This is a genomic window from Burkholderia sp. BCC1985 (assembly GCF_905339915.1).
Lineage (GTDB): Bacteria > Pseudomonadota > Gammaproteobacteria > Burkholderiales > Burkholderiaceae > Burkholderia.
The window spans coordinates 101,254-115,511 of record NZ_CAJPGY010000010.1 but is presented as its reverse complement, the minus strand read 5'-3'; the positions used below and the strand labels follow the sequence as shown (position 1 = coordinate 115,511).

Below are 14,258 nucleotides of genomic sequence, written 5' to 3'. Positions count from 1 at the left end.
TCTGCTTCGATATTTCGCATGGATCTGGATTTCTGGTGGTTGCTCGCGATTCCGGTGGCGTTCGCGCTCGGCTGGGCGGCGTCACGCTATGACCTGAAGAACCTCCTGTCGGAGAGCGCCAACCTGCCGCGATCGTATTTCCGCGGCCTGAACTTTCTGTTGAACGAACAACCGGACAAGGCGATCGACGCGTTCATCGAGGTCGCGAAACTCGACCCCGAGACGGTCGAGCTGCACTTCGCGCTCGGCAACCTGTTCCGCCGTCGCGGCGAAACGGACCGTGCGATCCGCGTGCACCAGAATCTGCTGAGCCGTACGGACCTGCCGGTCAACGAGCGCGACCATGCGCTGTACGAACTCGGCCAGGATTTCCTGAAGGCCGGCCTGCTCGATCGTGCCGAGGAGGCCTTCCACCGGCTCGCCGACGGCGACTACGCGCTGGGCGCGCAGCGGGCGCTGCTGACGATCTACGAGATCGAGAAGGACTGGAACAAGTCGATCGACACCGCGAAGCGCATCGAATCGATGAGCGACAAGCCGCTCCGCACCGAAATCGCGCAGTTCCACTGCGAACTCGCGCAGGACGCGCTGCAACGCAAGAACGCCACGGCCGCGGCCGAGCAGTTGAAGCTCGCGCTTGCCGCGAACCCGCAGAACGTCCGCGCGACGATCTTGTCGGGTGATGCCGCGCAGGCGGCGGGAGATCACGCGGCCGCGATCGAGCACTGGAAGCGCGTCGAGGCGCAAAATCCCGCTTATCTGCCGCTCGTCGCCGACAAGCTGATGAAGGCCTATGTCGCGCTCGACAAGCCGGTCGAGGGCGCCGAGCTGCTGATGGGCTACGTCGATCGCTATCCGTCGAACGACCTGCTCGATACTGCGTATCAGCACATCGCCGGGTTGCGCGGCCAGGAAGCGGCGCATACGCTCGCGCGCACGCAGATGGAGAAGTCGCCGAACCTGTCGGGCATGCTGCACCTGCTCGATGCGCAGATCGCGGCCGCCGACGAGCCGCGCCGTAATGAACTTGAAATGATGCGCGCGCTGATCAAGCAGCGCACCAAAAATCTGCCACGCTATACGTGCCAGAATTGCGGTTTCCGGGCACGGCTCTTCTACTGGCAGTGCCCCGGATGCAGCGGCTGGGAAACCTATGCGCCGCGCCGCGTCGAACCTGCGATGCCGGGTTGATCCCGGCGCGCGGCGCCGACGCACTGCGGTTCCCGCCGGGTCCGGCCCGGCGGGCAAGTTAGTCAATTACCGGGACGTACCGGAACATCTATGAAAATCACCATCATCGGCACCGGCTATGTCGGTCTTGTCACAGGCTCCTGCCTCGCCGAGATCGGCCACGACGTCTTCTGTCTGGACGTCGATCCGCGCAAGATCGAGATCCTGAACAACGGCGGGATGCCGATTCACGAACCGGGCCTGCTGGACATCATCGCGCGCAATCGCGCGGCAGGGCGTCTGCGCTTCTCGACGGACATCGAGGCGAGCGTCGCGCACGGCGAGATCCAGTTCATCGCCGTCGGCACGCCGCCCGACGAGGACGGTTCGGCCGACCTGCAATACGTGCTCGAGGCCGCGCGCAACATCGGTCGTTACATGACCGGTTTCAAGGTGATCGTCGACAAGTCGACGGTGCCGGTCGGCACCGCGCAGCGCGTGCGCGCGGTGGTCGACGAGGCGCTCGGCGCCCGCGGGCTCGCGGGCAGCGTTGCGCACCGTTTCTCGGTCGTATCGAATCCGGAGTTCCTGAAGGAAGGCGCGGCAGTCGAGGACTTCATGCGCCCGGACCGGATCGTCATCGGCGTCGACGACGACGAGACGGGCACGGTGGCGCGCGAGAGGATGAAGAAGCTGTACGCGCCGTTCAACCGCAATCACGAGCGCACGATCTACATGGACGTGCGTTCGGCGGAATTCGCGAAATATGCGGCGAATGCGATGCTCGCGACCCGCATCTCGTTCATGAACGAGATGTCGAATCTCGCCGACAAGGTCGGTGCCGACATCGAAGCCGTGCGCCGCGGGATCGGTTCCGATCCGCGCATCGGCTATCACTTCCTGTACGCGGGCGTCGGCTACGGCGGCTCGTGCTTCCCGAAGGACGTGCAGGCGCTGATCCGCACCGCCGGCGAGAACGGCCAGCCGCTGCGCATCCTGGAGGCCGTCGAAGCGGCCAACTCCGCGCAGAAGGACGTGCTGATCGGCAAGATCGAGCAGCGCTTCGGCGCGGACCTGACTGGTCGCGAATTCGCGGTCTGGGGCCTCGCGTTCAAGCCGAATACGGACGACATGCGCGAGGCGCCGAGCCGTCGGCTGATCGGCGCGCTGCTCGGGCGCGGCGCGATTGTGCGCGCGTACGATCCGGTCGCGATCGACGAGGCGCGCCGCGTGTTCGCGCTCGATCTCGGCGAGGCTTCCGACGCGCTTGCGCGTCTGCATTTCGTCGATACCCAGGACGCGGCCGTGAGCGCCGCGGATGCGCTCGTGATCGTCACCGAGTGGAAGGAATTCCGGAGCCCGGATTTCACGCGCCTGAAGGCCGAACTGAAGGCGCCGGTGATCTTCGACGGACGCAACCTGTACGAACCGGACGCGATGGCCGAACTCGGCTTCGACTACCATGCGATCGGGCGTCCGCATGTCGATCCGCAGTCCTCCTCCCGTGGATGAGCGCACGATGACGACCCTTCGCGAAGTGGTGCCGGTCCCGCGCGCGCAGCTCGCGCGTTCGCGTGTGCTCGTGGTCGGCGACGTGATGCTCGACCGCTACTGGTTCGGCAACGTCGACCGTATTTCGCCGGAAGCGCCGGTGCCCGTCGTGCACGTGCAGCGCCAGGAAGAGCGGCTCGGCGGCGCGGCCAACGTCGCGCGCAACGCCGTGACGCTCGGCGCCCAGGCCGGGCTGCTGTGCGTGGTCGGCTGCGACGAACCCGGTGAGCGGATCGTCGAGCTGCTCGGCAGCAGTGGCGTCACGCCCCATCTCGAGCGCGACGCGGCGCTGCCGACGACCATCAAGCTGCGCGTGCTTGCGCGCCAGCAGCAGCTGCTGCGCGTCGATTTCGAGGCGATGCCGACGCACGAGGTGCTGCTCGCCGGGCTCGCGCGGTTCGACGCGCTGCTGCCGCAGCACGACATCGTGCTGATGTCGGATTACGCGAAAGGCGGGCTGACGCACGTGACGACGATGATCGAGAAGGCGCGCGCGGCCGGAAAGCCGGTGCTCGTCGATCCGAAGGGCGGCGACTGGGCGCGCTATCGCGGCGCCTCGCTGATCACGCCGAACCGCGCGGAGTTGCGCGAAGTCGTCGGTCAGTGGCATTCGGAAGACGACCTTCGCGCGCGCGTCGCGAAGCTGCGCGCCGAACTCGATCTCGATGCGTTGCTGCTCACGCGTTCGGAAGAGGGGATGACGCTCTTTTCGGCCGCGGGCGAACTGCACGCGCCGGCGCTCGCGCGCGAGGTGTACGACGTGTCGGGGGCCGGCGATACCGTGATCGCGACCGTCGCGACGATGCTCGGCGCAGGCGTGCCGCTCGTCGACGCCGTCGTGCTGGCGAACCGTGCCGCGGGTATCGTGGTCGGCAAGCTCGGCACGGCGACCGTCGGCTACGACGAACTGTTTCACTGAGCGCATCGGGCGGCGCACGCGCCGGCCGGACGGCTCCCATTTTTCAGGCAGGACGACCATGACCATCATCGTCACCGGCGCAGCCGGTTTTATCGGCGCGAACCTCGTCAAGGCGCTCAACGAGCGTGGCGAGTCGCGCATCATCGCGGTCGACAATCTGACGCGCGCGGAAAAGTTCCGCAATCTCGTCGATTGCGAGATCGACGACTATCTCGACAAGACGGAATTCGTCGAACGCTTCGCACGCGGCGATTTCGGCAAGGTACGCGCGGTGTTCCACGAAGGCGCCTGTTCGGACACGATGGAAACCGACGGCCGCTACATGATGGACAACAACTTCCGCTACAGCCGCGCGGTGCTCGATGCGTGCCTCGCGCAGGGCGCGCAGTTCCTGTACGCGTCGTCGGCGGCGACCTACGGCGGCTCGACGCGCTTCGTCGAGGAGCGCGAGGTCGAGGCGCCGCTGAACGTCTACGGCTATTCGAAGTTCCTGTTCGACCAGGTGATCCGGCGCGTGCTGCCGAGCGCGAAGAGCCAGATCGCCGGGTTCCGCTACTTCAACGTGTACGGCCCGCGCGAGACGCACAAGGGCCGCATGGCGTCGGTCGCGTTCCACAACTTCAACCAGTTCCGCGCGGAAGGCAAGGTCAAGCTGTTCGGCGAGTACAACGGTTATGCGCCGGGCGAGCAGACGCGCGACTTCGTCTCGATCGAGGATGTCGCGAAGGTGAACCTGTTCTTCTTCGATCATCCGGAGAAGTCGGGCATCTTCAACCTCGGCACCGGCCGCGCACAACCGTTCAACGACATCGCGTCGACGGTCGTAAACACGCTGCGCGCGCTCGACGGCCTGCCGCCGCTGACGCTCGCGCAGCAGGTCGAGCAGGGGCTGATCGAATACGTGCCGTTCCCGGATGCGCTGCGCGGCAAGTACCAGTGCTTCACGCAGGCCGACCAGACGAAGCTGCGTGCCGCCGGCTACGATGCGCCGTTCCTGACGGTGCAGGAAGGTGTCGACCGTTACGTGCGTTGGCTGTCCGGCCAGGTTTAAGTCCGCGCGTCGCATCGCTAGACTGGGTCTCACGGTCGGCAGCCGCCGACCGTTTTTCATCGGAGATCCAGCACATGATCAGGAAATGGTTTGCCGCCGCCGCGATGTTCGGCGCGATCGCGTCGGCCTGGGCGGCCGTCGACGTCAACACCGCGAACGAGGATGCACTCGTCGGCATCAAGGGCATCGGTCCCGCGCGGGCAAAGGCGATTCTCGACGAGCGCGGCGCACGCGGCCCGTTCAGGAATGCAGACGACCTTGCATCGCGCGTGAAAGGCATGGGCGGCCATACGGTCGAGCGCCTTCAGCAGGAGGGGTTGACGATCGGCGCAGCAGGCTCGGGTGCGCAGGCACCCGCCGCGGGCAAGCCTGCGGCAGTGAAACCTGCCGCGGCGCCCGCCCGCACTGCGCAGAAGTAACGCACGCGAGGCGAAGGGCTCCTTCAGTCGCCGTCGTTGCGACGGCTTCCCGCGGCATGCCGCGGGTTTTTTGCGTGCATGCCGCACGCGCACGATCGTGAATCGCGGGCACGCCTATTCCACCGTCGCAATGGGGGTTGCCGGCGCGAGCCCCGGCGCTGGTTTACAATCAATCGATTGATCAGCCTCGCACTCACGGTATCTCCATGGCTTACAAAACTATCGAAGACACGATCGGCAACACGCCGCTCGTGCAACTGGTCCGCCTGCCGGACGACGAGATTCGCGCACGCAACAACGTGTTGCTCGCCAAGCTGGAAGGTAACAATCCGGCCGGTTCCGTGAAGGATCGCCCGGCGCTGTCGATGATCAACAAGGCCGAGGCGCGCGGCCGCATCAAGCCGGGCGATACGCTGATCGAGGCGACGAGCGGCAATACGGGCATCGCGCTCGCGATGGCCGCGGCGATCCGCGGTTACAAGATGGTGCTGATCATGCCGGAGGACCTGTCGGTCGAGCGTCGCCAGAGCATGGCCGCTTACGGTGCCGAAATCATCCTGACGCCGGTAAAGGGCGGGATGGAACTGGCGCGTGACCTCGCGGAGCAGATGCAGCGCGAAGGCAAGGGTGTGATCCTCGATCAGTTCGGGAACCCCGACAACCCGATCGCGCACTACGAAGGCACAGGCCCTGAGATCTGGCGCGACACCGAGGGGCGCGTCACGCACTTCGTGTCGGCGATGGGCACGACGGGCACGATCATGGGCACGTCGCGTTTTCTGAAGGAACAGAATCCGGCGATCGAGATCGTTGGCGCGCAGCCGGAAGAAGGGTCGCGCATCCCGGGCATTCGCAAGTGGCCGGAGGCCTATATGCCGACGATCTTCGATCGCAGCCGCGTCGATCGCGTCGAGAGCGTGAGCCAGGCCGCGTCTGAAACGATGGCGCGCCGGCTCGCGGCCGTCGAAGGCATCTTTGCCGGCATCTCGTCGGGTGGCGCATGCGAAGTCGCGATGCGCATCGCGCGCCAGGTCGAGAACGCGACGATCGTGTTCATCGTCTGCGATCGCGGCGACCGCTACCTGTCGACCGGCGTGTTTCCTGCGTGAGCCGGAACGGCATCGGCAGGATCACGCGAAAAAAAAGCGCCGCACGAGCGGCGCTTTTTCTTTGCGCGGGCCGAGCTTACTGCGCCGGCGCTTCCGTGTCCGCCGCGGGCAGCGGCAGTGCGCCGCTCGCTTCCATCTGCGCCTTCACGGCTTCGCCGAGCTGGTACACGGTGAGCGCGTAGAAGAAGCTGCGGTTGTAGCGCGTCAGCACGTAGAAGTTCTTGAGGCCGAGCATGTATTCGGTCGCGCGCCCCGGCGACGGCAGATCGACCACGGTCACCGGCGTGCCGGCTTCGGTGGTGATATTGACCGTCGGCTCGTTGAGCGTCATGCCGGCGCGCAGCAGCTGCGACAGTGCCCAGTGCGGTTCGGGCTGGCCGTCCGCGGCCGCCTGGGCGATGCCGAGGCTGCCCGTGTCGGGCGTGATCCGCCAGACCACCGGGCGATCGGTTTCCCAGCCGTGCTGCTTCAGGTAGTTTGCGACGCTGCCGATCGCATCGGCAGGACTGCTGCGCAGATCGACGTGGCCGCCGCCGTCGTAGTCGACCGCATACTCGCGGATGCTGCTCGGCAGGAACTGCGGGATGCCGATCGCGCCCGTGTACGAGCCGAGCACGGTGGTCGGGTCGAGCTGGTTGTCACGGGTCCAGACGAGGAAGTCCTCGAGGTTCTTGCGGAACGTGGCCTGGCGGCTGTCGCGATTCGGCGTGTCCGGGTAGTCGAACGTGAGCGTCGTCAGCGCATCCAGCACGCGGAAGTTGCCCATGTAGCGGCCGTAGATCGTTTCGACGCCGATGATGCCGACGATCACCTCGGGCGGCACGCCGAATTCCTGGGACGCGCGCTGCAGCGTTGCCCGGTTCGCCTTCCAGAATTTCACGCCCGCGTTGATGCGGATCGGTTCGATGAAGCGCGAACGATAGACGCTCCAGTTCTTCACCGAAGGCGTCGGCGCCGGCTTCACGAGTTTCACGGCCGTGGCCGAATAGCTGACGCGCGAGAACAGCGCGTGCAGGCTCGCGGAATCGAAGCCGTTACGGCTCACCATCTCGTCGATGAACGCATCGACCTTCGCGTTGCTCGCGTAACGCTGCGGAACGATCTCCTCTTCGAAGGTCTGGCCCGGCGGCGTCGGCTGCTGCGGTTGCGCCTGCGCGACGAGCGTGCCGGGAGACTTCGCAGGCTGTGTTTGCGCGGCGGCGGGTGCGGCGGCCAGGGTAGCGGCGACGGCAGCGGCAACGAGCGGAACGCGAACGCGGAACAGTGCGGAGAGAAGGGCGGCAGGCTTGCTGGAATTCATGTCGAAGCGGGCGGACAGGGCGATGGGGTTCGGCGCAGTATACCCGACGCACCTTGCGTGCCGGGGCGTAGCAGCGCACCGTTGTGGTAAGTTAGCGGCGAATTCGCGGCAGACGATGGACATCATTGATGGAGACCTGCGGCGCAACCCGCGTCGCGGATGACAGCTTATGGCAACCGCCTTCTATACGCACCCCGACTGCATGCTGCACGAGATGGGGGAATGGCATCCGGAATGCCCGGCCCGACTGTCGGCGATCCAGGATCAGCTGATCGCGAGCCGCATCGACGACCTGATCGTGCACGAAACCGCGCCGTTCGCGAGCGAGGTGGCGCTGGGCCGCGTGCATACGCAGGCCCATATCGACTACATCCGCAGCATGATGCCCGTCGACGGCTACGTCGAGATCGATCCCGACACGCTGATGAACCGCGACACGTGGCGCGCCGCGCTGCGTGCGGCCGGCGCCGCGATCGCGGCGACCGACGCGGTGATCGAAGGCCGCTACGCGAATGCGTTCTGCAGCGTTCGGCCGCCCGGCCATCACGCGGAACCCGCGCGCGCGATGGGCTTCTGCTTCTTCAACAACGTCGCGATCGCCGCGCGGCACGCGCTCGACGTGCACGGCCTCGAGCGGGTCGCGATCATCGATTTCGACGTGCACCACGGCAACGGCACCGAAGCCGCGTTCGCGAACGACGAGCGCGTGCTGATGTGCAGCTTCTTCCAGCATCCGCTGTACCCGTTCTCGGGCGCCGATCACCAGGCGCCGAACATGGTCAACCTGCCGATGCCTGCGCGCAGCAACGGGATGGCGATCCGCGAAGCGGTCGACATGTTCTGGCTGCCGCGTCTCGACGCGTTCAAGCCGCAAATGCTGTTCGTGTCGGCCGGTTTCGACGCGCATCGCGAGGACGACATCGGCAACCTCGGTCTCGTCGAATCCGATTTCGAATGGCTGACCGCGCAGGTCGTCGACGTCGCGCGCCGGCATGCGCAGGGCCGCATCGTCAGCTGTCTCGAGGGCGGCTACAACCTGTCGGCACTCGGGCGCAGCGTCGTCGCGCACCTGCGCGTGCTGGCCGGCATCTGACCGGCAGCGGATCGGCGCGCGCTCAGCGCGCCGGCACGTGCGCGTGAATCCACGCGATCAGCGCATCGATCACGCGGTCGCGCTCGAGATCGTTCATCGTTTCGTGGAACCCGCCTTCGTATAGCGTCAGCGTGCGATCGGGCGAGCCGACGCGGGCGCCGAACGCGCGGCTTCCATCGGGTTCGGTCAGCTTGTCCTCGGTGCCGTGATAGACGAGCACCGGCACGCGCAGCGCGCCGCGACCGCGCTCGATGCGCGCCATCGCATCGAGGATTTCGGCGCCGGTGCGCGCCGGCACCGCGCCGTGGTGCACGAGCGGATCGGCCGGATTGGCCGCGACGACGGCCGGATCGCGCGACAGCAGCGCCGCATCGATCCTGATTGCAGGGAAGCTCGGCCACACGCGGCTGATGAAGCGGCTCATCGCGAGCATCCAGCGCGGCACGTCGCGTCCCGGCGCGAGCGCCGGGCTCGACAGCACGAGGCCTGCCAGCGCGTGGCCGCGAGCCGGCACGCGTTCGATCGCATACAGCGCCGCGACGGCGCCGCCCATGCTGTGCCCCATCAGGAAGAGCGGCGTGGCGCCGCGGGCGGCTTCGGCAACCAGCGCATCCGCATCGTTCAGGTAATCGTCGAAACGCTCGACCCATGCGCGTTTGCCGGGCGACTGGCCGTGCCCGCGCAGATCGATCGCCAGCACGTCGATGCCCGCCGCGTTCAATCTGGCCGCGAGCGCCGCGTAGCGGCCCGCATGCTCGGCGAGGCCGTGGACGAGCGCGATCGTCGCAAGCGGCGGCACCGTGCCGTCGCCGGCCGGCCAGCGATACGACGCCAGTTCGAGCCCGTCCGCGGTACGCAGCCGGCCCATCCGCGGGGCGGGCGGCGATACCAGGCCCGATGCCGAGGTGGCGGCGGGTGCGGCGGCCTGCGTGGTGGTGGCGGTCATCTGGCGGGTCCCCTGTCTCGTTGGCATCGGTGTTCCGGATCATAGTCGCGGTACCCGCGCGGCGGGCCAGCAGCGCCCCTCTAATTTCGTCTGGTTATGAAAAGATCGAAATCGATTATTAAGTGGAATGAGGCGTTTGCGGTAAAATCGCCGGCTATTCCAGATGCTTCGGCGGCCGACTGGCGGGCCTCGCCAGCCGGCCGCCGTTTTGTTTACATGATCGAATTACGCAATCTGTCGCAGCGTTTTCCCGGGCCGACCGGCTGGGTCGACGCATTGCACAACGTCAATCTGACGATCCCGCAGGGAGAGGTGTTCGGCATCATCGGCCGAAGCGGCGCCGGCAAGAGCACGCTCGTGCGCACCATCAACCTGCTCACGCGGCCGACCGAAGGCAATGTCGTCGTCGGGGGACGCGATCTCACGCTGCTGTCGTCCGGCGCGCTGCGCGAAGCGCGCCGCGAAATCGGCATGATCTTCCAGCACTTCAATCTGCTGTCGTCGCGCACGGTGTTCGACAACGTCGCGCTGCCGCTCGAGCTGGCCGGCGCGAGCCGTGCCGAGATCGAGGCGGCGGTGCTGCCGCTGCTCGACCTCGTCGGGCTGTCCGCGCAGAAGGATCGCTATCCGGCGCAGATCAGCGGCGGCCAGAAGCAGCGCGTCGGCATCGCCCGCGCGCTCGCGAGCAAGCCGAAGGTGCTGCTGTCGGACGAAGCGACGTCGGCGCTCGACCCCGAGACCACGCGCGCGATCCTCGACCTGCTGAAGCGCATCAACCGCGAGCTCGGCCTGACGATCGTGCTGATCACGCACCAGATGGAAGTCATCAAGCAGGTGTGCGATCGCGTGGCGGTGCTCGACGCGGGCCGCGTGGTCGAAGAGGGCCGCGTGATCGACGTGTTCCTGCAGCCGCATCACGAAGTGACGCGCGCGCTGATCGGCGACGTGATCGCGCAGGAACTGCCGCCCGCGCTGAAGGCACGCGTGGCCGAGCGGCTGAAGACGGGCAGCGGGCATCTGCTGCGGCTCGCGTTCACCGGCTCGGGTGTCGACCAGCCGATCCTGTCGGAGACGATCCGCCGGTACGAACTCGATTTCAACATCCTGCATGGCCAGATCGACGAGATCCAGGGGCAGGCGTTCGGGTCGCTCGCGGTGCTCGCGGGCGGCGAACCGGGCAAGGTCGGGCAGGCGCTCGCGTTCCTGCGCGAGCAAGGTGTGGTGGTAGAGGAGCTTTCGTATGTTGAGTGAGATGTTCGATATGTTCGTGCAGTCGTTCTGGGAGACGCTGATCATGGTCGGCATCTCGGGGGCGGTCGGCGCGCTCGTCGGGCTGCCGCTCGGCGTGCTGCTCTACCTGACCGACCGCCAGGGCGTGCTGCAGAATCTCGGCGTGAATCGCGTGCTCGGCGGCATCGTGAACGCGGTGCGCTCGACGCCGTTCATCATCCTGCTGGTCGCGGTCATTCCGTTCACGCGGCTCGTCACGGGGTCGTCGATCGGCACGGCCGCAGCGGTCGTGCCGCTGACGCTCGCGGCCGCACCGTTCGTCGCGCGGCTGGTCGAGACCGCGCTGCGCGAAGTCGACCGCGGGCTGATCGAGGCGGCCCAGTCGATGGGTGCGACGACCTCGCAGATCGTGTTCAAGGTGCTGCTGCCCGAATCGCTGCCGGGCATCGTCGCGGGCCTGACGATCACGTTCGTGTCGCTCGTCGGCTATTCGGCGATGGCCGGTGCGATCGGCGGCGGCGGGCTCGGCGATCTCGGGATCCGCTACGGCTACCAGCGCTATCTGCCGGAAGTGATGTGGACGGTCGTCGCGATCCTGATCGTGTTCGTGCAGATCGTGCAGTCGTTCGGCGACTGGCTCGTGCGCCGGCTGAGCCACAAGTAACACGACATTCATTCGTTGGGGGATAGGATGCAACGACGCTTCATGCTGAAGTTCGCGGCCGCGTTCGGCGCGGCCGCACTGTTCGCGAGCGCGCACGCGCAGACCGAAACCATCAAGGTGGGCGTGACGGGCGGCCCGCACGCGCAGATCATGGAGGTGGTGAAGAAGGTCGCGGCCAAGGGCGGCCTCGACATCCGCGTCGTCGAATTCTCGGATTACGTGCAACCGAACGCGGCGCTCGCGTCCGGCGATCTCGACGCGAACAGCTACCAGCACGATCCGTATCTGCAGGCGCAGGTGAAGGATCGCGGCTACAAGCTGATCAAGGTCGCGGAGACCGTCACGTTCCCGATGGGCATCTATTCGAAGCGGGTGAAGTCGCTGGCCGAGTTGAAGCCGGGCGCGCGCATCGCGGTGCCGAACGATCCGACCAACGGCGGCCGTGCGCTGCTGTTGCTGCAGAAGCAGGGGCTGCTGAAGCTGCGCGCGGACGCCGGGCTGAAGGCGACGCCGCTCGACATCGTCGACAACCCGCGCAAGCTGAAGATCGTCGAGCTCGATGCGGCGCAGATTCCGCGCTCGCTCGGCGACGTCGACGCGGCGGCGATCAATACCAACTACGCGATGGAAGCGGGGTTGAAACCGAAACAGGATGCGATCGCGATCGAGGGCCCGACCGGCCCGTACGCGAACATTCTCGCGATTCGCGAGGCCGACCGGGGCAAGCCGTGGGTCGCGAAGCTGGTCGCGGCTTATCATTCCGCGGAAGTGAAGCAGTTCATCGAACAGAAGTTCGGCGGCGCGGTGATCGCTGCCTGGTAACACGTGATGCGGGGCGCGCCCGGTGACGATTAGAGTCGATGATCGAAAACCCGGGCTTTGCGTCCGGGTTTTTTCTCTTTTAAAATAGAACGACCGTTCGCTATTGCCGGCGCGCCGAAGAGGCGCGCTATCCTCGATAGCCGCGATGGATTGGTCCGCTTGGCCGCGCAGTCATGAGGCCTCGCTATAGAATGGCCTCTGGTCGTATTCGTAACTTTGGAGCGTGTGCATGAAAATCCTGGTGCCAGTGAAAAGAGTGGTCGATTACAACGTGAAGGTCCGCGTGAAGTCGGACAACACGGGCGTCGACATCGCGAACGTGAAGATGTCGATGAACCCGTTCGACGAAATCGCGGTTGAAGAAGCGGTGCGGCTGAAGGAAGCGGGCGTGGCGACCGAAGTGATCGCGGTGTCGGTCGGCGTGACGCAAGCGCAGGAAACGCTGCGCACGGCGCTGGCGATCGGCGCGGATCGCGCGATCCTCGTCGAGTCGAACGACAGCGTCGAGCCGCTGGCCGTCGCGAAGATCCTGAAGGCGCTGGTCGACAAGGAACAGCCGCAACTCGTGATCCTGGGCAAGCAGGCGATCGACGACGACTCGAATCAGACGGGCCAGATGCTGGCCGCGCTGGCCGGCCTGCCGCAAGCGACGTTCGCGTCGAAGGTGACGATCGCCGACGGCAAGGCAACGGTTGCACGCGAAGTCGACGGCGGCGCGGAAACGCTGTCGCTGTCGCTGCCGGCGGTCGTGACGACCGACCTGCGCCTGAACGAGCCGCGCTACGTGACGCTGCCGAACATCATGAAGGCGAAGAAGAAGCCGCTGGAAACGGTGAAGCCGGAAGACCTCGGCGTGGACGTCGCGCCGCGTCTGAAGACGCTGAAGGTGGCCGAGCCGCCGAAGCGCGCGGCCGGCGTGAAGGTGCCGGACGTGAAGACGCTGGTCGAGAAGCTGAAGACCGAAGCCAAGGTGCTGTAAGAGGGAGCGGAAAGAAATGACGATTCTGGTGATTGCAGAACACGACAACGCGTCGATCAAGGCCGCGACGCTGAACACGGTGGCGGCGGCAGCGAAGATCGGCGGCGACATCCACGTGCTGGTCGCGGGCCACAATGCGCAAGCGGCGGCGGACGCAGCAGCAAAGATTGCAGGTGTTTCGAAAGTGCTGCTGGCCGATGCGCCGCAGCTCGAAGCGGGCCTCGCGGAAAACGTCGAGGCGACCGCGCTGAACATCGCGAAGGACTATTCGCACATCCTGGCTCCGGCTACCGCCTACGGCAAGAACATCGCGCCGCGTATCGCCGCGAAGCTGGACGTCGCGCAGATCTCGGACATCACGGCGGTCGACAGTGCCGACACGTTCGAGCGCCCGATCTACGCGGGCAACGCGATCGCGACGGTGCAGTCGAGCGACCCGATCAAGGTCATCACGGTGCGTGCGACGGGTTTCGATCCGGTGGCAGCGGAAGGCGGCAGCGCAGCGGTCGAGAAGATCGAAGCCGCGGCGGACGCCGGCAAGTCGCAGTTCGTGAGCCGTGAAGTGACGAAGCTGGACCGTCCGGAACTGACGTCGGCAAGCATCATCGTGTCGGGTGGCCGCGGCCTGGGCAGCGGCGAGAACTACACGAAGGTTCTCGAGCCGCTGGCCGACAAGCTGAGCGCCGCGCTCGGCGCATCGCGCGCAGCAGTCGACGCCGGCTACGTGCCGAACGACTACCAGGTCGGCCAGACCGGCAAGATCGTCGCACCGCAGCTGTACATCGCGGTCGGCATCTCGGGTGCGATCCAGCATCTGGCCGGCATGAAGGATTCGAAGGTGATCGTCGCGATCAACAAGGATCCGGAAGCGCCGATCTTCAGCGTGGCCGACTACGGCCTCGTCGGCGATCTGTTCGCGCTCGTGCCGGAGCTCGTGAACGAGCTGGGCTGACGCTGCGTGACTTGATGCTTCGGCAGCAAGTCGTACGACAAGGGGCGCGATGA

14 protein-coding genes are annotated in these 14,258 nt (G+C 66.3%); 12 read left to right on the top strand and 2 right to left on the bottom strand.

The window, feature by feature from the left end; translation table 11 throughout:
* Positions 1-18: 18 nt before the first annotated feature.
* From lapB to cysM, 6 genes are all read left to right on the top strand, one after another.
* Entirely contained in the window at positions 19-1,191 is a 1,173-nt protein-coding gene (gene lapB, locus U4Z31_RS12730) for a lipopolysaccharide assembly protein LapB (RefSeq protein ID WP_321810511.1), read from the top strand.
* Positions 1,192-1,281: 90 nt separating this feature from the next.
* The gene (locus U4Z31_RS12725) at positions 1,282-2,682 is read left to right on the top strand and encodes a UDP-glucose/GDP-mannose dehydrogenase family protein (protein WP_321798336.1); all 1,401 of its coding nucleotides are present in this window, start codon (positions 1,282-1,284) and stop codon (positions 2,680-2,682) included.
* Between the two features lie 7 nt (positions 2,683-2,689).
* Entirely contained in the window at positions 2,690-3,640 is a 951-nt protein-coding gene (gene rfaE1, locus U4Z31_RS12720; protein WP_124487829.1) for a D-glycero-beta-D-manno-heptose-7-phosphate kinase, read from the top strand.
* Positions 3,641-3,698: 58 nt separating this feature from the next.
* Positions 3,699-4,691 (top strand): ADP-glyceromanno-heptose 6-epimerase, encoded by a 993-nt coding sequence (rfaD, locus tag U4Z31_RS12715; RefSeq protein ID WP_321810510.1) that lies wholly within the window; start codon positions 3,699-3,701, stop codon positions 4,689-4,691.
* Positions 4,692-4,765: 74 nt separating this feature from the next.
* A complete protein-coding gene (locus U4Z31_RS12710; protein ID WP_044844831.1) occupies positions 4,766-5,110 on the top strand; it encodes a ComEA family DNA-binding protein in 345 nt (114 codons plus the stop codon).
* 206 nt (positions 5,111-5,316) lie between these two features.
* On the top strand, positions 5,317-6,219 hold the full coding sequence (gene cysM / locus U4Z31_RS12705) for a cysteine synthase CysM (protein WP_321798341.1): 903 nt from the start codon (positions 5,317-5,319) through the stop codon (positions 6,217-6,219).
* Positions 6,220-6,295: 76 nt separating this feature from the next.
* On the opposite strand, the gene mltB is transcribed toward cysM, so the two are convergent.
* Positions 6,296-7,645, bottom strand: coding sequence for a lytic murein transglycosylase B (gene mltB / locus U4Z31_RS12700; protein WP_321810509.1), 1,350 nt, complete (start codon positions 7,643-7,645; stop codon positions 6,296-6,298).
* A 43-nt stretch (positions 7,646-7,688) separates the two neighbouring features.
* Between mltB and U4Z31_RS12695 the strand changes: the two genes are divergently transcribed.
* The gene (locus U4Z31_RS12695) at positions 7,689-8,612 is read left to right on the top strand and encodes a histone deacetylase family protein (RefSeq protein ID WP_044844828.1); all 924 of its coding nucleotides are present in this window, start codon (positions 7,689-7,691) and stop codon (positions 8,610-8,612) included.
* Positions 8,613-8,634: 22 nt separating this feature from the next.
* Here U4Z31_RS12695 and U4Z31_RS12690 read toward each other — a convergent pair whose 3' ends face one another.
* Positions 8,635-9,558 carry an alpha/beta hydrolase gene (locus U4Z31_RS12690; protein ID WP_321810508.1) on the bottom strand — a complete coding sequence of 308 codons (924 nt, stop codon included), beginning with the start codon at positions 9,556-9,558 and terminating at the stop codon, positions 8,635-8,637.
* A 216-nt stretch (positions 9,559-9,774) separates the two neighbouring features.
* Here U4Z31_RS12690 and U4Z31_RS12685 point away from each other — a divergent pair, with 216 nt between their 5' ends.
* The 5 genes from U4Z31_RS12685 to U4Z31_RS12665 all read left to right on the top strand — a co-directional run bounded on the left by U4Z31_RS12685 (position 9,775) and on the right by U4Z31_RS12665 (position 14,205).
* Complete coding sequence (locus U4Z31_RS12685) at positions 9,775-10,809, top strand: methionine ABC transporter ATP-binding protein (protein WP_044844826.1); 1,035 nt, start codon at positions 9,775-9,777, stop codon at positions 10,807-10,809.
* The gene (locus U4Z31_RS12680) at positions 10,799-11,452 is read left to right on the top strand and encodes a methionine ABC transporter permease (RefSeq protein WP_044844825.1); all 654 of its coding nucleotides are present in this window, start codon (positions 10,799-10,801) and stop codon (positions 11,450-11,452) included. Before U4Z31_RS12685 ends, U4Z31_RS12680 begins: the two co-directional genes overlap by 11 nt.
* 27 nt (positions 11,453-11,479) lie before the next feature.
* Positions 11,480-12,274: a MetQ/NlpA family ABC transporter substrate-binding protein gene (locus U4Z31_RS12675; protein ID WP_124487834.1), complete on the top strand. Its 795-nt coding sequence runs from the start codon at positions 11,480-11,482 to the stop codon at positions 12,272-12,274.
* Positions 12,275-12,503: 229 nt separating this feature from the next.
* Complete coding sequence (locus U4Z31_RS12670; protein ID WP_044844823.1) at positions 12,504-13,253, top strand: electron transfer flavoprotein subunit beta/FixA family protein; 750 nt, start codon at positions 12,504-12,506, stop codon at positions 13,251-13,253.
* Between the two features lie 16 nt (positions 13,254-13,269).
* Positions 13,270-14,205, top strand: coding sequence for an electron transfer flavoprotein subunit alpha/FixB family protein (locus U4Z31_RS12665; RefSeq protein ID WP_060309578.1), 936 nt, complete (start codon positions 13,270-13,272; stop codon positions 14,203-14,205).
* Positions 14,206-14,258 lie beyond the last annotated feature (53 nt).

What these genes read in the sequence shown, in the direction of transcription:
- lapB (WP_321810511.1), top strand. Translation starts at nt 19, where the DNA reads ATGGATCTGGATTTCTGGTGGTTGCTCGCGATTCCGGTGGCGTTCGCG.
- U4Z31_RS12725 (WP_321798336.1), top strand. Translation starts at nt 1,282, where the DNA reads ATGAAAATCACCATCATCGGCACCGGCTATGTCGGTCTTGTCACAGGC.
- rfaE1 (WP_124487829.1), top strand. Translation starts at nt 2,690, where the DNA reads ATGACGACCCTTCGCGAAGTGGTGCCGGTCCCGCGCGCGCAGCTCGCG.
- rfaD (WP_321810510.1), top strand. Translation starts at nt 3,699, where the DNA reads ATGACCATCATCGTCACCGGCGCAGCCGGTTTTATCGGCGCGAACCTC.
- U4Z31_RS12710 (WP_044844831.1), top strand. Translation starts at nt 4,766, where the DNA reads ATGATCAGGAAATGGTTTGCCGCCGCCGCGATGTTCGGCGCGATCGCG.
- cysM (WP_321798341.1), top strand. Translation starts at nt 5,317, where the DNA reads ATGGCTTACAAAACTATCGAAGACACGATCGGCAACACGCCGCTCGTG.
- mltB (WP_321810509.1), bottom strand. Translation starts at nt 7,645, where the DNA reads ATGATGTCCATCGTCTGCCGCGAATTCGCCGCTAACTTACCACAACGG.
- U4Z31_RS12695 (WP_044844828.1), top strand. Translation starts at nt 7,689, where the DNA reads ATGGCAACCGCCTTCTATACGCACCCCGACTGCATGCTGCACGAGATG.
- U4Z31_RS12690 (WP_321810508.1), bottom strand. Translation starts at nt 9,558, where the DNA reads ATGACCGCCACCACCACGCAGGCCGCCGCACCCGCCGCCACCTCGGCA.
- U4Z31_RS12685 (WP_044844826.1), top strand. Translation starts at nt 9,775, where the DNA reads ATGATCGAATTACGCAATCTGTCGCAGCGTTTTCCCGGGCCGACCGGC.
- U4Z31_RS12680 (WP_044844825.1), top strand. Translation starts at nt 10,799, where the DNA reads ATGTTGAGTGAGATGTTCGATATGTTCGTGCAGTCGTTCTGGGAGACG.
- U4Z31_RS12675 (WP_124487834.1), top strand. Translation starts at nt 11,480, where the DNA reads ATGCAACGACGCTTCATGCTGAAGTTCGCGGCCGCGTTCGGCGCGGCC.
- U4Z31_RS12670 (WP_044844823.1), top strand. Translation starts at nt 12,504, where the DNA reads ATGAAAATCCTGGTGCCAGTGAAAAGAGTGGTCGATTACAACGTGAAG.
- U4Z31_RS12665 (WP_060309578.1), top strand. Translation starts at nt 13,270, where the DNA reads ATGACGATTCTGGTGATTGCAGAACACGACAACGCGTCGATCAAGGCC.